At 59.3% G+C, this 15737-nt stretch carries 13 protein-coding genes; 6 read left to right on the forward strand and 7 right to left on the reverse strand.

Annotated features, from left to right (window positions below):
- Positions 1-121: 121 nt before the first annotated feature.
- The 4 genes from ACERK3_07190 to ACERK3_07205 all read right to left on the reverse strand — a co-directional run bounded on the left by ACERK3_07190 (position 122) and on the right by ACERK3_07205 (position 3780).
- Entirely contained in the window at positions 122-565 is a 444-nt protein-coding gene (locus ACERK3_07190) for a hypothetical protein (protein ID MFA9478080.1), read from the reverse strand.
- Between the two features lie 223 nt (positions 566-788).
- Entirely contained in the window at positions 789-2114 is a 1326-nt protein-coding gene (locus tag ACERK3_07195; GenBank protein ID MFA9478081.1) for a hypothetical protein, read from the reverse strand.
- Between the two features lie 165 nt (positions 2115-2279).
- A complete protein-coding gene (locus tag ACERK3_07200) occupies positions 2280-2915 on the reverse strand; it encodes a type II secretion system protein (protein ID MFA9478082.1) in 636 nt (211 codons plus the stop codon).
- Between the two features lie 175 nt (positions 2916-3090).
- The gene (locus ACERK3_07205; protein ID MFA9478083.1) at positions 3091-3780 is read right to left on the reverse strand and encodes a PEP-CTERM sorting domain-containing protein; all 690 of its coding nucleotides are present in this window, start codon (positions 3778-3780) and stop codon (positions 3091-3093) included.
- A gap of 294 nt (positions 3781-4074) precedes the next feature.
- On the opposite strand from ACERK3_07205, the gene ACERK3_07210 reads away from it, so the two are divergent.
- Positions 4075-6927 carry a family 78 glycoside hydrolase catalytic domain gene (locus ACERK3_07210; GenBank protein MFA9478084.1) on the forward strand — a complete coding sequence of 951 codons (2853 nt, stop codon included), beginning with the start codon at positions 4075-4077 and terminating at the stop codon, positions 6925-6927.
- Between the two features lie 38 nt (positions 6928-6965).
- Positions 6966-8021 (forward strand): substrate-binding domain-containing protein, encoded by a 1056-nt coding sequence (locus ACERK3_07215; GenBank protein ID MFA9478085.1) that lies wholly within the window; start codon positions 6966-6968, stop codon positions 8019-8021.
- Here ACERK3_07215 and ACERK3_07220 read toward each other — a convergent pair.
- On the reverse strand, positions 8015-8227 hold the full coding sequence (locus ACERK3_07220) for a hypothetical protein (protein MFA9478086.1): 213 nt from the start codon (positions 8225-8227) through the stop codon (positions 8015-8017). The two genes, ACERK3_07215 and ACERK3_07220, sit on opposite strands and share 7 nt — an antisense overlap.
- 103 nt (positions 8228-8330) lie before the next feature.
- On the opposite strand from ACERK3_07220, the gene ACERK3_07225 reads away from it, so the two are divergent.
- Positions 8331-9404: an extracellular solute-binding protein gene (locus ACERK3_07225; protein ID MFA9478087.1), complete on the forward strand. Its 1074-nt coding sequence runs from the start codon at positions 8331-8333 to the stop codon at positions 9402-9404.
- 459 nt (positions 9405-9863) lie between these two features.
- Here ACERK3_07225 and ACERK3_07230 read toward each other — a convergent pair whose 3' ends face one another.
- Together ACERK3_07230 and ACERK3_07235 are read right to left on the reverse strand one after the other, a co-directional pair.
- Positions 9864-10571 carry a tyrosine-type recombinase/integrase gene (locus tag ACERK3_07230; GenBank protein MFA9478088.1) on the reverse strand — a complete coding sequence of 236 codons (708 nt, stop codon included), beginning with the start codon at positions 10569-10571 and terminating at the stop codon, positions 9864-9866.
- A gap of 244 nt (positions 10572-10815) precedes the next feature.
- Positions 10816-12429, reverse strand: a complete 1614-nt coding sequence (locus ACERK3_07235) for an alpha-L-rhamnosidase C-terminal domain-containing protein (GenBank protein MFA9478089.1) — start codon at positions 12427-12429, stop codon at positions 10816-10818.
- 519 nt (positions 12430-12948) lie between these two features.
- On the opposite strand from ACERK3_07235, the gene ACERK3_07240 reads away from it, so the two are divergent.
- From ACERK3_07240 to ACERK3_07250, 3 genes are read left to right on the forward strand one after another with little or no spacing between them, the layout of a single operon-like run.
- Positions 12949-14085 carry a GntR family transcriptional regulator gene (locus tag ACERK3_07240; protein MFA9478090.1) on the forward strand — a complete coding sequence of 379 codons (1137 nt, stop codon included), beginning with the start codon at positions 12949-12951 and terminating at the stop codon, positions 14083-14085.
- A gap of 57 nt (positions 14086-14142) precedes the next feature.
- On the forward strand, positions 14143-14904 hold the full coding sequence (locus ACERK3_07245; GenBank protein MFA9478091.1) for a PEP-CTERM sorting domain-containing protein: 762 nt from the start codon (positions 14143-14145) through the stop codon (positions 14902-14904).
- A 45-nt stretch (positions 14905-14949) separates the two neighbouring features.
- The gene (locus tag ACERK3_07250; protein ID MFA9478092.1) at positions 14950-15687 is read left to right on the forward strand and encodes a type II secretion system protein; all 738 of its coding nucleotides are present in this window, start codon (positions 14950-14952) and stop codon (positions 15685-15687) included.
- Positions 15688-15737: the final 50 nt, after the last annotated feature.

Raw genomic sequence — 15737 nt, forward strand, 5'->3', positions numbered from 1 at the left:
GAAGCGTCGTCGCGTCTTCCGCGACAAGGTGCAGTGTGTAGTCGCCGAACGTCGCGCTGCGCGGGACGGGCAGCTTCCATCATCGCCTGCACGGCAAAGATGGCGCAACTGTTCGAGCCCTTCATGTCCGAGGCGCCGCGTGCGTAGAGCTTACCCCCTTGAGGAGGGGGGAGAACGGGTCGGTTTTCCATCCACTGGTGGCGGGCACGACGTCGTAGTGGCCGGTGAAGTGCAGCGTCTTCGCGGCACCGACGTCCCACCGGGCGACGAGGTTGTAGCGTGGGAAGTCGTCGAGTCCGGGCGTGAGCTTGGCCTGCTCGGTTTTGGGCACACGGTAAAGCTTCGTGGCCATGCCGAGTGTTTCGAGCTTGTTCTGGAGGAATTCGCAGCAGGCTTTGTAGCTACGGCCGGGCGGATTCGAGGTGTCGAACGCACAGAAGTCCGAGGCAAAGCGGACGAGCGACCGTTCGAGCTTGCCGACGCGCTCGTGCGCCTTTTCGCGCCTGCCATCGCCACTGGAATGGGAACTGGCGGGTGCGTTCGGTCGGGCGGCGCGGCGAGGCATGCTTCACCTAATCCCTTCGTGAGCGCCTGCGCTTCAACAAGGTGCATCCCAACGCTTCAATCACAGGCAGCCAATACATGTGCACTTCATTCGGCGTGTGATTGTGATATAGATCGTCCAGGCTGCGAAACAGCTTCCCGGCCCAGCGTCATGCACGTTGTCTTTCGTGCGCGACCGCTTGGGCCGGAAAGCCGGTCCTGGTTCAGGGGGTGGTCATGTTAGTTCAGCTTGCCGGAGGAAGGACAAAGAGCCGACCTCCGCCAGCGGGAAGCGAGATCTGCAACCCCTCCATAGCGGGACTATCATCAATCACCGGCTCCAGTTCACCTGTTTCCTGACTGACTTCGAGCACCTCAGCCGGATCAGCATCAAACTCAACTGTCAGCCATGAGGTATATGCATATCGGTAATTATTAATCATCACCGCTCGCCTGCCGTCGGGGAAGATAAAAGTCCCAATCAAGAGGTCTGCGGGCAATGCTTTCTCTTTTGAAGCCTTCACTGAACGGATGGGTATGCCGGCACGCGTGCGATCGTCGAGGCTACCGAAAATGCGTCCTTCACCGAACTCCCCATCGGGCCTCACATAGTAGAAGTCCCCTTCAGGCTTCATACGGAACGCCCCGGTGCTTTCGAGTTCCATCAGCGTCGGGCCAAGGTTCTGGATCGCATGGTTAATACGCTGGGCTTGATAATATTTACGCGTCAGCCGTCCCTCGCGCGTCACCAGCGCCCCGCCTTCGGGGAACGATGGGCTGGTGGGGGTGAAGTAGCAGAAATACATGACCCCTTTCGCACCGAATGCCAAAGAACTGTAGATCTGCCAACGCATCTGTGCTTCGGTGGGATCCATCAGAGCGTCGAAGGGCATGGCCTTGAAGAAGTTCCAGAAGGGAATGTCAGCCTCCATCGAATGCTGCCGCATCGATTCCAGGTTCCGAATATACTCATCACGCCTTCGCTCGCCCCGATGGAAGTCCGGGTAGTGATTCGTCGAAAGCACATCCGTATCCACGATCTCGACGAAACGCCTGACATGTTCGTCATACGTTGGCACGCCCAACTGTTGGGCACTTGCGTAGGTCGGATAGAGATTGATGTAACTCAACATGCCGGGTCGTATTTCACGAATGGCGCTGACCCACTCACCGAGTTCGGAAAACCTCGCAGCCGAAGGCTCATCGGTTAACAAGTACCCCCAGCAATTCGGGTGGTCGGGATACTCCTCCGGCTCAAGACCACGAATATCGACAAGGGCAACCAAGTCATGCTTTTTGCACAACTCAAGTTGCCGATTCAGGAACTCCGTGCCGCGCCCTGCAAACCCGCCGATGACCAGATTGAAGTTGGCCTCGGCGATTTCCTTGTAGGCCTGTTCCATGTTGGCATCCGCAGGCGGATCAACCCAGAATCCGAGCGCGAACTCATCTTGCTGAAAACGCGGAACCTCGTCAGCGGAGTCAGTCGCGTCCTGGGCAAGGGTGGCCGTCGAGCCGAAGCACAAGCTTGAGGCGACGATCCCGGCTGCGAATAACGTGGGAGTCTTCATGAAAATTGTTTCCTGATCACTAAAGTTGTCAAAAAAACAGGGCGTAGAGACAAATTGCATCGCAGGTCAAAGCTGCAAACTATATTAAATCCAGTAGTGTATTTATTGCGTCATACATCAAGCCGACGCACGAGCGTGAGGCTTTAAAATTGATTGTGTTGGCTCCTAAGGCAGATGTGGCCACACTTGAAAGACGCCTTTGTTCAGGTTGATTCGGTCGACGATAGCGGCATGCGAGTCGAGGTAGCCAGCGCCCGCATGCTCAGCGGGGTGCGGATAACCGCGACCATAAAGCCAGATTTTTCTGGATGGATGCTCCCACCCGTCGATGTCGCGATTGTTGACGTGGTACGGCCCATTGGGCGACTCGCCGAAGGCGATATCAGTCACCGGCCAGTAGTCCGGCTGGGTGAGCGGCCGATCCTGTGCGGGGCAGTCCCATACGCCTTCGCTAAGGTTGTTGCTCGTCAAAGCCGTGCTCGTACTGCCGTAGCCCTGCAGTTGCCGTGCCCAGTGCCCGGTCCAAGGGCCTGAAGCGACGACGCCGTCGTGGTCCATGGCGTACATATTCATGGCCAAGCCAAGGGTTCGAAGATTGCTCAGGCAGTTCATCTGCTTGGCCATTTCCCTCGCCTGCGACAGCGCGGGAAGCAAAAGTGCGATCAACACAGCAATAATCGAAATTACGACAAGAAGCTCGATTAAGGTAAATCCTCGTTTCACTTCTCGCCTGCTATATAAGAAATTCCTCATGAATGCGTATCGCTCCTTCCCCCGCGAACATCTCTGAACAAACCGCATGAACAGCCTGCATCCACACACCCCTTCTACTTGATTCCTGAGCAGTGATTAATTGGCAGGATCCGGTCGGGTTGACGCCTTTGCCGATGAGCCCCGGCCACCTGCGGCCCCGATGAACGGGACCGCAGGCCTTTCCCACCCCCAACACATACCCCCCGCGGAAGGGCAGAGGTCATCAGGCTTTCCCGATTAGCGAGCGGCGGCGACGTGCGACGAGCAGCAAGCTGCCGGCAAGGATGAGGCCCATGCTGCCCGGCTCAGGCACCATCGTGATGTTGTCGAGGAACATCTGCTGGTTCGAGGGGCCTTCACCCTTGTTTCCGATGAATCTGATACGCGTGATTTCCTGACCAGCAAGGGTGGGTGCATCGGCAATACTGAAGATTATGGTCTGCGGCGTAGTATTAGCATCTGCTGTACTACCCACGATGGCGTCGAAGAACGCCCCTTTGATGATGTGAATGTTGTTGTTATTGGGGGAGGAGGCGGCGGTGGTCCAAATTCTCACCGAACCATCCTGCCACCAGTTGTTGCTCGTGCCGCCGGCCGGCGGCGTGTAGACATCAAACCGAAGAAACTCACCCTCGGTGGGGAGCGTGGGGCGCGCTTCCGCCGAGAAATCAAATTGGTAGGTCAAAGCGAGGTCGCTGACGCCCATGGGGGCGTGGTGAAGTGCGTAGTCGCTGCTGCCGTCGAAACTCGGCGAGGAAACAAAGGGCGTGGTGGCGGTCGACCCGGTTGTAGAGCCGACAATAGAGGTCCACCCCTGCACCGTCCCATCTTCGAAGTCCCAGGTGACGGTGCCGAAGGCGCTTGACGTGGAGCCGGCAATCACGGCGGCGATAAGTGCAGCATGTCGATTCATAGCAATCTCCTTGTTTCCGGTGATGTGAACAGATGATTCTGGCCGGGCGGGCAGTCCACTGCGCCAGCCAAAAGATAAAGTAATCGAGGACATATTAAAAGTCAATCAATATCTTAATGACGCTCGGGAATTTTTGCCGCCGGGCCTCCGGATGAGAGTGCTCCTGAGCACAAAAATGGCTAAGTATGCCTAATATAGACATTTATACACCTTTCGCCCTTCCTACTGATGCCCCCCGGCGGCCAGGATAATTTTATAATTGCCAATCAAACACATAAAGACTATCCTTTTGATATGGATCATACTCACCTCACGCCGGTCGCACTGCGATGCGAGAATCGGGCCTCGCCGCCTGCGGTTGACGTGGCAAATCCGCGGCTGGGCTGGACGTTGCACGCCCCCTCAGATGCGACGCGCAACTCTTGGCAGAGTGCGTACCAGATTCAGGTTGCTTCCAGCCTGGAGAAGCTCGCCGCAGACACTGTGGACCTATGGGATTCCGAAAAGACAGCCTCCCGGCGGACAACGCAGGTTCGGTATGACGGCCAACCGCTGGCGTCGGCGCAGCAGTGCTTTTGGCGTGTGCGAGTCTGGGACGAGGCGGATCGGCAGTCCGGCTGGAGCAACCCCGCAGTATGGACGATGGGCATTCTCTCGCGGGAGGCTTGGCAGGCGCGATGGATTGGCGTGGAAGCGGCGATCCCTCATCCAGCCCCTTTCTTTCGCTATGACTTCAAGGTCGAGAAAGGGATTCGGCGGGCACACCTTTACGCGACAGCTTGTGGGCTGTATCGGATGCATATCAATGGTGCGGCGTTGGCGGACAACGTGCTCGCCCCCGAGTGGACCGACTACCACCGTCGCATTCAGTACCAGGGCTACGACGTCACGGATTGCCTGCAGCGCGGCGACAATGTGATCGGTGCTTGCGTGGGCGACGGCTGGTACGCCGGCCGTATCGGGATCACCTTCGCCGTGCCCGGCGCAAGTCCGCGTGGAATCTACGGCCGACATCTGGCGCTGCTGGCGCAGTTGCACATCGAGTTCGACGACGGCGAACAATGCGTCATCGCCACGGACGATGGTTGGCGGTATAGCCTCAAGGGCCCGATTCGTACGGCGGATCTGCTCGATGGCATTCATTACGACGCGCGGCAGGAGATGCCGGGCTGGGACGCAGCGGGTTTCGATGACGCCGATTGGCAACCGGTAGTAGAGCGCAAGGCGCCAGCCGGCAGGCTGGTCGCGCAGGCCAACGAGCCGGTGCGCGTCGGACAGCGCATCGCTCCGCAGCGCATGCTCGAGCCGGTTCCGGGTGTGTACGTTTTCGACCTCGGGCAAAACGTCACAGGCTGGGTCCGCTTGAAGCTGGCAGGCCGGCGCGGCCAGGCGATTCAACTGCGGCACGCGGAGATGCTCTCGGAAGACGGACACATCTATACCGAGAATCTCCGCACAGCCTCGCAGACGGACACGTATCACTGCCGCGGCGGCGGCGAGGAAGTCTTCGAGCCTGTTTTTACATATCACGGCTTCCAGTTCGTGGAGGTGAGCGGGCTCAGCCAGCGGCCGGCGTTGACGGATCTGGAAGCGTGCGCCGTGTGGACGTCTGCGCCCGAAGCGGGCGACCTGACGTGCAGCAACACGCTCTACAACCAGATTTTCAGCAACATTCGCTGGACCCAGCGTAACAACCTGATCGGCGTGCCGACGGACTGCCCGCAGCGCGATGAGCGGATGGGGTGGTCAGCCGACATCCAGGTATTCGCACAGACGGGCTGCTTCAACCAGGACCTCGCGGCCACCTTAACCAAGTGGCTGGACGACTTCTGCGACGCGCAAGCGGATGACGGGCGTTTGCCCGATTTTGCGCCGCACCCGTTCGACCCGAACCGCTGCTTCTCGGGCACGCCTGGCTGGGGGGATGCCGGGCCCATTGTCGCGTGGTGCTTGTATCGCAATTACGGCGACCGCGACATTCTGCGTCGGCTGTATGAGCCCACCCGGCGGTGGATCGAGTGGATCCACCGGATGAACCCGAACCTGCTCTGGCGCGAGGCGCGACATAACGACTACGGCGAATGGTTGAATGCAGACACTTTTCAGTTCGACCACCTGCCCAGTCAGGGCGCGGACATGCCGCGCGACGTGCTCGCGACCGCGTACTTCTTCCGTTCGACTGCGCTGCTGGCCGACATGGCGCAGGTGCTTGGCCGGGTGGAAGACGCGGAACGCTACCGCGGCTTGGCCGATCGCATCAAGGGGGCATTTAACGACGCGTACGTGAATCGCGAGGGGCGCATCGTCGGCGACACGCAGGCTGGCTACGCCATCGCGCTGTCGTTCGGGCTGCTTGCCGAGCCGTTGGAGAAGCGAGCATTTGATCATATGATCCGCCGATTCGACGATTACGACGGCCACCTTTCGACGGGTTTCATCGCCACCGTGCTGTTGATGAACGAACTGACGCGGCGCGGCCGGGCGGACCTGGCACACGAACTACTGAACAAGCGCACCTGCCCATCGTGGGGCTACAGCGTCGAGCAAGGCGCAACGACGGTCTGGGAACGGTGGGACGGCTTCGTTCGCGGCAAGGGATTCCAGGACCCCAACATGAACTCGTTCTGCCACTTCGCCATCGGCTCGGTGGGAGAATGGATGTATCGCAATGTCCTTGGCGTTGACGTCGACAATACGGCTGAGATCGGCCAACTGACGGTCATGCCCCGGCCGAGCCGGCATGTCACGTGGGCGCGGGGCTATCACCGCACGATACACGGGCGGGTTTCCGTTGACTGGGCAGTGCAGGGTGATCGGCTCACGCTCGAGGTTACGACGCCGGCGAATTGCGAAACCACCATTGGTATCCTGAGCAGCGACATGGACCGCGTGAGGGAAAGCGGGCGTACGCTTCGCGAGGCACCGGGTTTGACATTCATCGGGACGCGCGGCGCGTTTGCGCTCGTGCGGGGCGGGTCGGGAACGTATCGTTTCACTAGTGTGTGTGATCCGGCGTTGCTAGAAAGTGCCGATCAAACGGGCTGTGGGCTGGTCACCGGCAAGTCGGCGTCGGCCACCGCGTCGGCAGGTCTCACTGCTAGCGTGGAACAACGCCGACCAGGGGCGGTGCCCACGGCGACGGGTTGAGGCGGTGAGGTGCAACAGACGCCTTATGATGTATACCTATGACTAAGCAGGCACAGATCATCGGGGACGTTCGGCAGAAAATCGCCAACGGCGTGTATGCGCCCGGACGACCACTGCCCACACAGAAGATGCTCTCGTCGCACTACGGCGTGGCGATGGGAACGGTGCGCCAGGCGCTCGCAAGCCTGGCCCGCGATGGGATTCTGGAGTCGCGGCGTGGCTTCGGCACGATCGTGAACCCCAATATCGACACCGGAAACGCTCCCGACACACCAGCACGCAGACTCGGCCTGCTCGTCCCGGAAAGCTGGTTCGGCGGAACCTATGTCACCACCTTGAAGCGTATTCTCGCAGAGAATCCTGAGTTTGACCTGAGCATTCGCTTCGCGGACAGCCAAACCAAGGAGTCGATCCTCGACTGGGCGCAGCCGCTTGCTGCCGTGCTGACCCAGGACGCGATCTCGATCGACCTGATGGAGTACCTGCGTGCCACCGGCAAGCCTGTGATGGTCATCGGCTACCTTCTCACCGGGCGATGCCCCTCCTGGGCGAGCGAGGTCATCACGGACGCGGACATGGCCTATCACATGGCTGTGCAGTTCGTCCATTCGCTCGGCCATCGCCGAATACTGCTCGTCCGCGAAAGCGGGTCGTTCTACTTCGAATCCGTCGGCCGTGCATTTCAGCATGAAGTGAAGAAGCTCGGCGGAGATGTCATCGGCGACCAGGTGATCGCCGCGCAGGGTGACGACGGCAGCACCCTCCTTGAACACCTGGACGGCTGCAAACAAAAACCCACGGCTGTGATCGTGGACGGTGGCCTCCAGTGCTGCCGACATCTCCACGCGCTTCAAAGCGCCGGCTGGCGCGTACCCGATCAGATCAGCCTGCTGTCCATGAATCAGGTGCCTGAGGACTGGTTGTCCACGCCCACCTTGAGCCGTGTCGAGATGTCAATCGGTCACTGGGCCGGGCATCTTGCTGAGGCGCTGCGTTCCGTGATTGACGACGGGGCTATCGTCCGCGAGCACCTGCCTCCGCGCATCGTGTGGGGCAAGACGTGCGGCCGCGTTGAAGATGGAACTGATCACTGAAGGCAGAACTGCTTTAGATGATCGCGGATGTTGGGCCGCGGGCCGCGGAAGCGTTTTTGGCCCACGTGGATCGGACAGAACGATTCGCGAAGAATCGCCACATCGGTACCCGTTAACAACGCGCCGATGATGATCGCGACACCATGCACGATGGCCTGGCCGAGCGGACCACGGAAACGTTTGAATTTCTGTTTGGGCGGAGGCATGATGGACCTGACCTGCTTGGCTTACCGATCCGCGCTGATTTTAATCCTCTGCTTGTAGGTGTGGGCCTTCCCTGCCGTGTGGACAGAGGCGTCGACTGGCGATATGCCCGGCCATTTGCAGGACAAGCCGAAGATCCAGATCCGGGCTCAGGGCCTGCCGCCCCCCCATGCGGTCGATGTCTCAGCGCTGGCGAATCGCGCGGTCCTGCGGGCGTTTCTGGAACGCCGGCCGGACGTGACCGGCGACGGAATGGACACGGGGCCGCTGATGGCGATCGTGGCGGGGATTCCACCAAATGCGATCTACGTGAACTATCGACAGAGTTCGACCTATCTGTCCCAGGAATTTCTGGTACCGGTGGAGGTGCTGCTGGCCCGATTGCTCAGTGACGATTCGCGTGTGCGGGAATACGACGAGGAAGGCCGCTGGTTGGGCGAGGCGGAAGTGACGTCGGCGATTCGCGAACGCGTGCCCGATCCGGCCTGGCCGGTGGTATATCGTGCGGACGAGAGCGGGCAGTATGCCCAGCCCCATGCTTGGGCGGTGCCAACGAGCACGTTGGTGATGGCGCTGCAATATCGCAAGGATCTATTCGCCGCGGCCGGGCTGGACCCGGAACGCGGGCCGGCGGACTGGGAGGAGATGCGAGAATACACCCGCCTCCTGACGGTGCCGGAGCGTCAGCAGTACGGACTGTCGGTGGAAGGCGGAAACTTGCTGAGCTGGGGCATCTACACATTTCTGGTCTCGGCAGGCGCGCGGGCGGTAGAGCAGGATGCGGATGGCACGTGGCGGGCGAGCTACGGCACGCGCGAAGCAGCGGAGGCGGTGGGCTTTTTCCGCGGCCTCGCAAACGACACGTTCGAGCGTGACGGGCGGACGCTCCGCAGGGCGGCCTACATCGGCACCAACGAACGGGGGCTGATGTGGTATCGCGGGCAGGTGGCGATGCGGTTCGCGTACATGGACGAGGAACCGCTCGGCGAGATCAACCCGCAACTTGTGGGCATCGCCCCGGTGCCCATAGGCCCCTCCGGCGAACGCGGCTGCGAACTGAACAGCCGGATGGTGGGCATCTACAGTGGTCCAGACCGGCTCAGCAACTGGCGGTCATGGATTACATCTGGTTCATCACCAGCGAGGATGCCCATCGCATCCGTACCCGCATTTATGTAGAGCATGGCTACGGACCGTTCGCCAGCCCGCGCCTTTTGGCGAAGTTCGGTTCCCGCCCGGCAACTGGGTCGCTCCGGCCGGTAGCAATCGGGGCGACGATGGAGGCAACGAAGTCGTCGGAGCTTCTGGTGTAAGGGCCACTTTCAGGTGGCTTGGCGAGCATGCGGGCCGCAACGCGAGTGAACGCTGAGCAGGCCCCGAAACTGTCAACGCAGGAGCCGGCCCGCCTCGTAAACGGGGATGGCCGATGCCATCGCACCCGCCGCGTCAGTGGCAGAGCGACCGAAAGAGTGCGATGGTCCCCGGCCGGGGTATTGGTGGCGGCACGCATGCGCACGGGGATCGAGCGCAACACGGAGAGCCCCATGTGCTGCCCCTATGGACAGCGGCTCGATTAAAGCTGGCGAAGCTAGCGCCTCATAACGCGCCTTTAATTTCATACGAAAGCTTGAATATGAGTTACAAAGCGGCATTTTTGATATAGAGGGGATTTTCGAATCCCGCCCTCTCCGCTTTCCCCCTTGAGGGGACGAAAACCCCGTTTTTTACGGGGTTTTCTTTTGCGCTGAGCTCGACAACCACCTCTACCGACTCGGCGTCGATAGCGCACAGAGGTGCATCCATCTGCGCCGATTTGTGGTGTCCCGCAGTCAGTAGAGCAGTCAGCGCCGCAGCGTCGTGGGTACCGGTCTGGGCCGCGGCGGCGGGGGCGATCGTGATCGTCGGCAGCGCTGAGAGGGCCGCCACCTGCTGCTGGTCGTCCGTCCGCAGGTACCGCTGGGTGGTCGTGATGCTGGCGTGCCGGGCAAGCGTCCGCACGGTTTCCATGGAGGCCCCGCTCTGGCCGATCGTGGTGCAGAAGGTCGTCCGCAGGGCATGAAAGTCGAAGACGCCCTGGGCGGTCTCGTAGGCGACGCCGGCAGCCTTCAGATCCTGGCGGAGCATCCCAGCTGTGTTCGCCGGCACGTTGAACGCCCGGCCGTCCGCCACCATCCAGTTGCAGAAGCTCTTGGCGACGGTGAGGTAGTGGTTGCGACTGCGCTGCTTCAGCGGCTGCTGAATGAGCTTGGACTCGCCGGTCTGCTCGTCCCGCACCCGCGCCGATTGCGTCAGCCGGGCGATCGCCCCCTGCACGCTGCTGGCGGTCAGCTCCGGCCAGTACTGCACGCCGGCCAGGTCGAATAGCCGGCGCAACCGCGCGGCGCTCTGCGTGGCGTGCCGCGGCTTGCCTTCGGGCGCTACGTCAGCGATCAGTCCCGTGCCGAAGCGGCATGACCTTCCCTCGCCCGAGGCGAAAGCCTGGGGCGGGATTTCAGATGATCACGCGATGCACGACCGCCACGTTGGGAATCCCAAGGCCTTGGTGAGGCGAATCCTCGCCTTGTAAAGCGGATATGTAGATCGGCCGTGGTCAGGCCTCCATACGTCGCACATCGACGGCGAGGCTTTGCCTCACCGCATCATCCAAGTCAACCCGCATCTCCCCCGGCACGGTGATGGTGTACCGCCGCTGACTGGTGGTTCCGTCGTAGTCTGCGATGATCGGCCCCAGCGGCGTGGGCACTTTGATTGATACATGCGTCAGGGAGGCTGGCTGCGGGCGCAATCGGATATGAGCGTATCCAGGTGCGACAGGTTCAATCCCCATGAGTTTGCGCGGGATGATGTTGATCGGGGCTGTGCCCCAAGCGTGGTTCCAATCGAGATTGTTCTTGTATCGGTGTGCCCACGCCTCGAGCGTCATCGTTGATCCTTGCTCCAGCATATGCCACCAGCTACGATCGCTTCGCGAAGTCATCAGCGACAGCGCATACTCCGCTTCGCCGTAATCGTAAAGACCTTCCAGTAGGTATTGCGCGCCGTAGACGCTGCACGCCATGCCGCGCGACTTCACGAACTGCAGCACCGTATCGCGCCGCTTCGGCGGAACAAGGCCGAAGGCTAACGGCATCATGTTGGAATGCAACGATGCGTGCGACGAGCCTTCACCATCGATGTATATACCGCGCGTCGGATCGAACAGCTTGCTGTTGATGGCCTGGCGCACCTTCTCAGCTTGTCGCGAGAAACGGTCGGCATCGGAGGTGCGGTCAATCAATCGCGCCATCGCAGCCATCAGCACCAACGCTCGATAGTGCAGCGCATTGATCACGGTGTTGATCGGGCGCATGTCGTGGTTGTCGCGTTCGCCGATGCCCCCGACGGTAAAGCTGCCGGGGGGCCAGTCGACCAGATCCTGCAGACTGTCCTTTGCTATGTAGCGGGCATGGAACAGGTGCAGCTTCCGCTCCAGCTCGGCTGGTCGGGGGGCGGCGGTACTGATCAGGCCATCCTCCGCGCCCAGGTCGATGAGTGTCTTGGCCACCAGGTCGTCGTAGAAGCAGTTGACTGATTCGCGGTCGCCTGTGTAGAGCACGTCCGCCCACGCCATGAATACCGAGTGCATGTTCCAGTCAGCGAACCATGTCGGGTGTTGCACAAGGTATTCGTGTGTGTAGCGGGCGGTCTGGTAATGAGCATCGCAGGCATAGTGGCTCAGTTGGTTGATGTATGCGTCGCCTTCGTAGGGGATGCGTTCGCGGTCGCCGTCGACGTACATGCCGCAGAACGTCGTTGCTTTGATGGTGTGCCTGCAAAGCTGCCAGACCGCGTTGAGCGTCGCATCGGAACACTCGAAGGATGCCGCTGTGTCATCAAACGGCACGTGAATCGCGAGTTGATGGATGCGCTCCACGGTCGGGGTTGCGTGGTTCGCGTCGATCTCGCAGTACCGGAACGGGACAACGTCGCCTGCTTCAACGGGCAGTGGGATCGCGGCGGGCCCGGTATTCTGCGTGTCAGGGGGAATGGCAATCCGGTAGCAGTGCGTGCCCACAGTGAGCTTGACGTCGATACTGCGGTATCGAATCGTGCCCGGCGGTTGGCGGTCGACGTTCCCCGAGGCATCCAGCTTTTCACCAAGGTGAAGACGGAGCATGGCGTCTGGCGTATTGCAGGTGACGCTCAACTCGACCGTGGCAAACATCGCTTTGCCAAAATCGAAGAACCAGGCACCATCGGCACGTTTCGCTGCCTGGACCGGCGCGATACGTGTCCACTGGAGCAGAGGGGGGTCGCAGGTATATCGCCCCGGCGCCTGCCAAGCCCTGATCGTTGAACCGTCTTCGAAAGCCGTTGCCATTGGGACGTCCCCATTTCGTGTGATGGCCGGGGTGCCAACCCGGGGCCGGTGCGTGCCCGTCACGGGGTGTTCTTCATGTCCCAGAAACGGCCGAAGATCGCCTGAGCATCACCGGCATGCCTTTGCCGTTCGGATGCCGGTTCCGGTTGAAAGCCCCTGCAAGACGATGGCATTTTAAGCCATAAAAATGTTTATTATATAGACTTAAGCACGCCAAGTGGACTGCGAGGCATGATCTGTGGCATAGATTTCACGTCCTCATCGCCTCCGCAAACCGGTCGAAATTCAATAGATTATAATTTTTTGTATTGACAGGCAAAATTACGGCAGCATAATGTTATGTTATATGCCGGAGAACCACTGATGGCGAAGCTAGTAGAACAAACATCCAGCGTGTCGCCGCCTCGCAAGCTCAGAAAGCGAGCATACGCGTATAAGCGTGTCGCCGATTCGTTGGCCCGCGAGATATCGGAAGGGCGCTACGCGGTGGGAGATCAGCTGCCTGTCGAGAAGGCGCTGGAAGATCGCTTCAATGTCAGTCGAATAGTGGTTCGCCAAGCGATGGGGCTGCTTGAACAGGAGCAGATCATTCGACGAGAACCGGGCCGCGGCACGTTTGTTATGAGTCGCGGGCCGACGAACGAGGCCGCGCCGGAACGGCACAGTCTGATCGGCATTGTGAGCGACTTTAAGTTTGGGCATTCTGACGCTTATGGTGGGCCTATCTTGCGCGAACTGGCCAAGCAATTCTCGGGCACATCTCGTACCCCGGCGTTATTCAACATCTGGTGTGAAGGCGAGGATCCAAATTTTGAAGATTCTACGCTTGAGCGTTTGCGCGAGGTCGATGGCATCGTCGTCTTAATGCCCACGCTGCCAATACGCACGGAGCGGATCCTTCAACAATTGATTCGCTTGCAGAAACCTGTCGTGGGGATCAATTTTACCAGTTCGATCATTGACACCATTGCGCCGGATAATTTCAACGGAGGCATTCAGGCGGCGGAGCATCTTCTCGAACTCGGTCACCGACGGATGGTATGTATCGAAATGGAAAACCCGTCGCAGGGTTGGAAAGACCGCATCGAAGGTTTTCGGCATGTCCTCAGTCGCATGACTGACGCGTCAATGCGGACCGTCACGGTGACACCGTTCAACATCCATCAACGTGTCTGCGAATTTGTCGATTCGGCAGACCACTTGCCAACCGCCATTTTCGCAGGGACCGACGAGAACGCTGTGAAGGTGATTACGGCACTTGGTAAGTACGACATCAAGGTGCCCGAAGACATCAGTGTCATGGGGTACAACGACGAGCAGGTCGCCGAATCGCATATCGCACCGTTAAGCACGATTCATGTACCATTGCGTGAGATGGCTACGCATGCTGCTCGCCTGCTCGAACAGCGGATCGCTTCGGGGGTAAGTGGTGTATCACACCGGGAAATTCTTTTTGCGACGCATCTTGTTGTTCGTGAGAGCACAGCTGCACCGTCATAGTCGTCGGTCTAGCAAACAAAGACCTTTCTTTTAACTTTTCTATTGAGGAGATGGACGATGCGAAAACTTCTGACCGCTCTAGCCGTAACTGGAATGGCCGTTCCCGCCATTGCGGACCCGATGTGGGATTTCAACGACCAGCAGGAGCCCTGGATCGATAACAGCACATTCTGGGAATGGGACTCAAATGCTGGGATTGTCAACGGTGAGAACATTCATCGCCATATTGTCGGGACGTTTCACGTTCCGCTTAATGCCACCTTCACGCAAGACGATGATTTCTTCGCGACTTTTGATCTCAGGGTGTCTGCCCCATCATCATGGATCGGCGCGTTCCAGGTCGGCAGGGTAGGGTTCTTTAATCAAAACACATGGGGCGACGAGTTCAGTAACTTTCTTGGTGTACATGCCGCGGCACGCCCAAATACCGATGTATCGATTCGTTTCGCCGATGATGATGGCACGGGTAATGCGTTCTCCTTTGTCAACTCACCCTCTGGCACCTGGTTCAGCTATGAAGTGGTGTATGCTTCAGGCGAGGGTGACAATAATGCCGGCCTGCTCACGCTGAATCGCTACGCCCAAGGCGACCTCGGCGGGACGCCCGATGTCAGCCAGAGCTACAGCCTCCTTGCAGGCCAAGAGTTCGCGATCAATGCATTTGGCCTTGCCTCGGGCCATGATTCAACAGCAACCAGCAACGGTTTCGGCATGGCCCTGGACAATGTGTCGGTCATCCCCGAACCTGCATCGATCGTGCTGTTGGGGCTCGGGGCGGCATGCGCAATTCGTCGCCGCAATCGACAGTCGATCGCGTAAACGTCATATGGTCGATATCGCCCCACACGAGAAGGAGTGCTGTCAATGGGCCGTGTCAAGGGTTTCACGCTGATCGAACTGCTGGTGGTAATTTCAATCATAGGTTTGCTCGTGGCCTTATTGCTTCCCGCTTTGAGCAGTGCTCGTGAGATGAGCAAACGTGCCGTATGTCTTTCGGGGATGCGACAATTGGCGATCGGGACCACCCTCTACGCAGATGATTACAACAATTGGATGCCCGTGGATTATATTCGCGACACCCAGGGCTTCACGCCGACAGGTGTGGCCGGGCGAGCTATGTTCTGGAATAAGTGGACGAACCTCGGCTTAATCTTCAGCGCAAGCACTGGTCCTTTGAAAGGACATGGCTATATCAGTGATCCTCAAGCGTTCTTCTGTCCGAGTGTGTATGAGAGCCAGCCAAACGAAGGTTATGCGTACTATCAATCTCTGGACGCATTTGAAGACCCGCGTAGATCTGGCTGGATCGTCTACCACTCGTACATATACAGAGCAAGTCCACCTGTCGAGGGAACGACTGGGTTCTGGCGACTCGACGAAAATCCAAACGCATGCTTTTTGTCCGACAAAATCTTCAATACCACGGGCACAGCTATGAAGCAGGGGCACGGCGTTGATGGCGTCAATGCTGCTTATACCGATGGTCATGCCCGCTGGATTCGTGATGAACGAATTTACAATCAACTCGGAAGTGTTTCGATGACGTCCCCGCAGCTTTCATTCATGACCAATCAACTGTTCGAGTTGCTGGACGATCATTAACTTAAGGCCACCCTTCCCCAGTTTACGCACCACTGATCTGGTCCGGTTGA

It is taken from the genome of Phycisphaerales bacterium AB-hyl4 (genome assembly GCA_041821185.1).
Classification (GTDB): domain Bacteria; phylum Planctomycetota; class Phycisphaerae; order Phycisphaerales; family Phycisphaeraceae; genus Natronomicrosphaera; species Natronomicrosphaera hydrolytica.

Coding starts and splice junctions, on each gene's coding strand:
- ACERK3_07245 (MFA9478091.1), top strand. CDS start 14,143: ATGCGAAAACTTCTGACCGCTCTAGCCGTAACTGGAATGGCCGTTCCC.
- ACERK3_07190 (MFA9478080.1), bottom strand. CDS start 565: ATGCCTCGCCGCGCCGCCCGACCGAACGCACCCGCCAGTTCCCATTCC.
- ACERK3_07220 (MFA9478086.1), bottom strand. CDS start 8,227: ATGCCTCCGCCCAAACAGAAATTCAAACGTTTCCGTGGTCCGCTCGGC.
- ACERK3_07200 (MFA9478082.1), bottom strand. CDS start 2,915: ATGCGGTTTGTTCAGAGATGTTCGCGGGGGAAGGAGCGATACGCATTC.
- ACERK3_07195 (MFA9478081.1), bottom strand. CDS start 2,114: ATGAAGACTCCCACGTTATTCGCAGCCGGGATCGTCGCCTCAAGCTTG.
- ACERK3_07240 (MFA9478090.1), top strand. CDS start 12,949: ATGGCGAAGCTAGTAGAACAAACATCCAGCGTGTCGCCGCCTCGCAAG.
- ACERK3_07225 (MFA9478087.1), top strand. CDS start 8,331: ATGCCCGGCCATTTGCAGGACAAGCCGAAGATCCAGATCCGGGCTCAG.
- ACERK3_07205 (MFA9478083.1), bottom strand. CDS start 3,780: ATGAATCGACATGCTGCACTTATCGCCGCCGTGATTGCCGGCTCCACG.
- ACERK3_07210 (MFA9478084.1), top strand. CDS start 4,075: ATGGATCATACTCACCTCACGCCGGTCGCACTGCGATGCGAGAATCGG.
- ACERK3_07250 (MFA9478092.1), top strand. CDS start 14,950: ATGGGCCGTGTCAAGGGTTTCACGCTGATCGAACTGCTGGTGGTAATT.
- ACERK3_07235 (MFA9478089.1), bottom strand. CDS start 12,429: ATGTTTGCCACGGTCGAGTTGAGCGTCACCTGCAATACGCCAGACGCC.
- ACERK3_07215 (MFA9478085.1), top strand. CDS start 6,966: ATGACTAAGCAGGCACAGATCATCGGGGACGTTCGGCAGAAAATCGCC.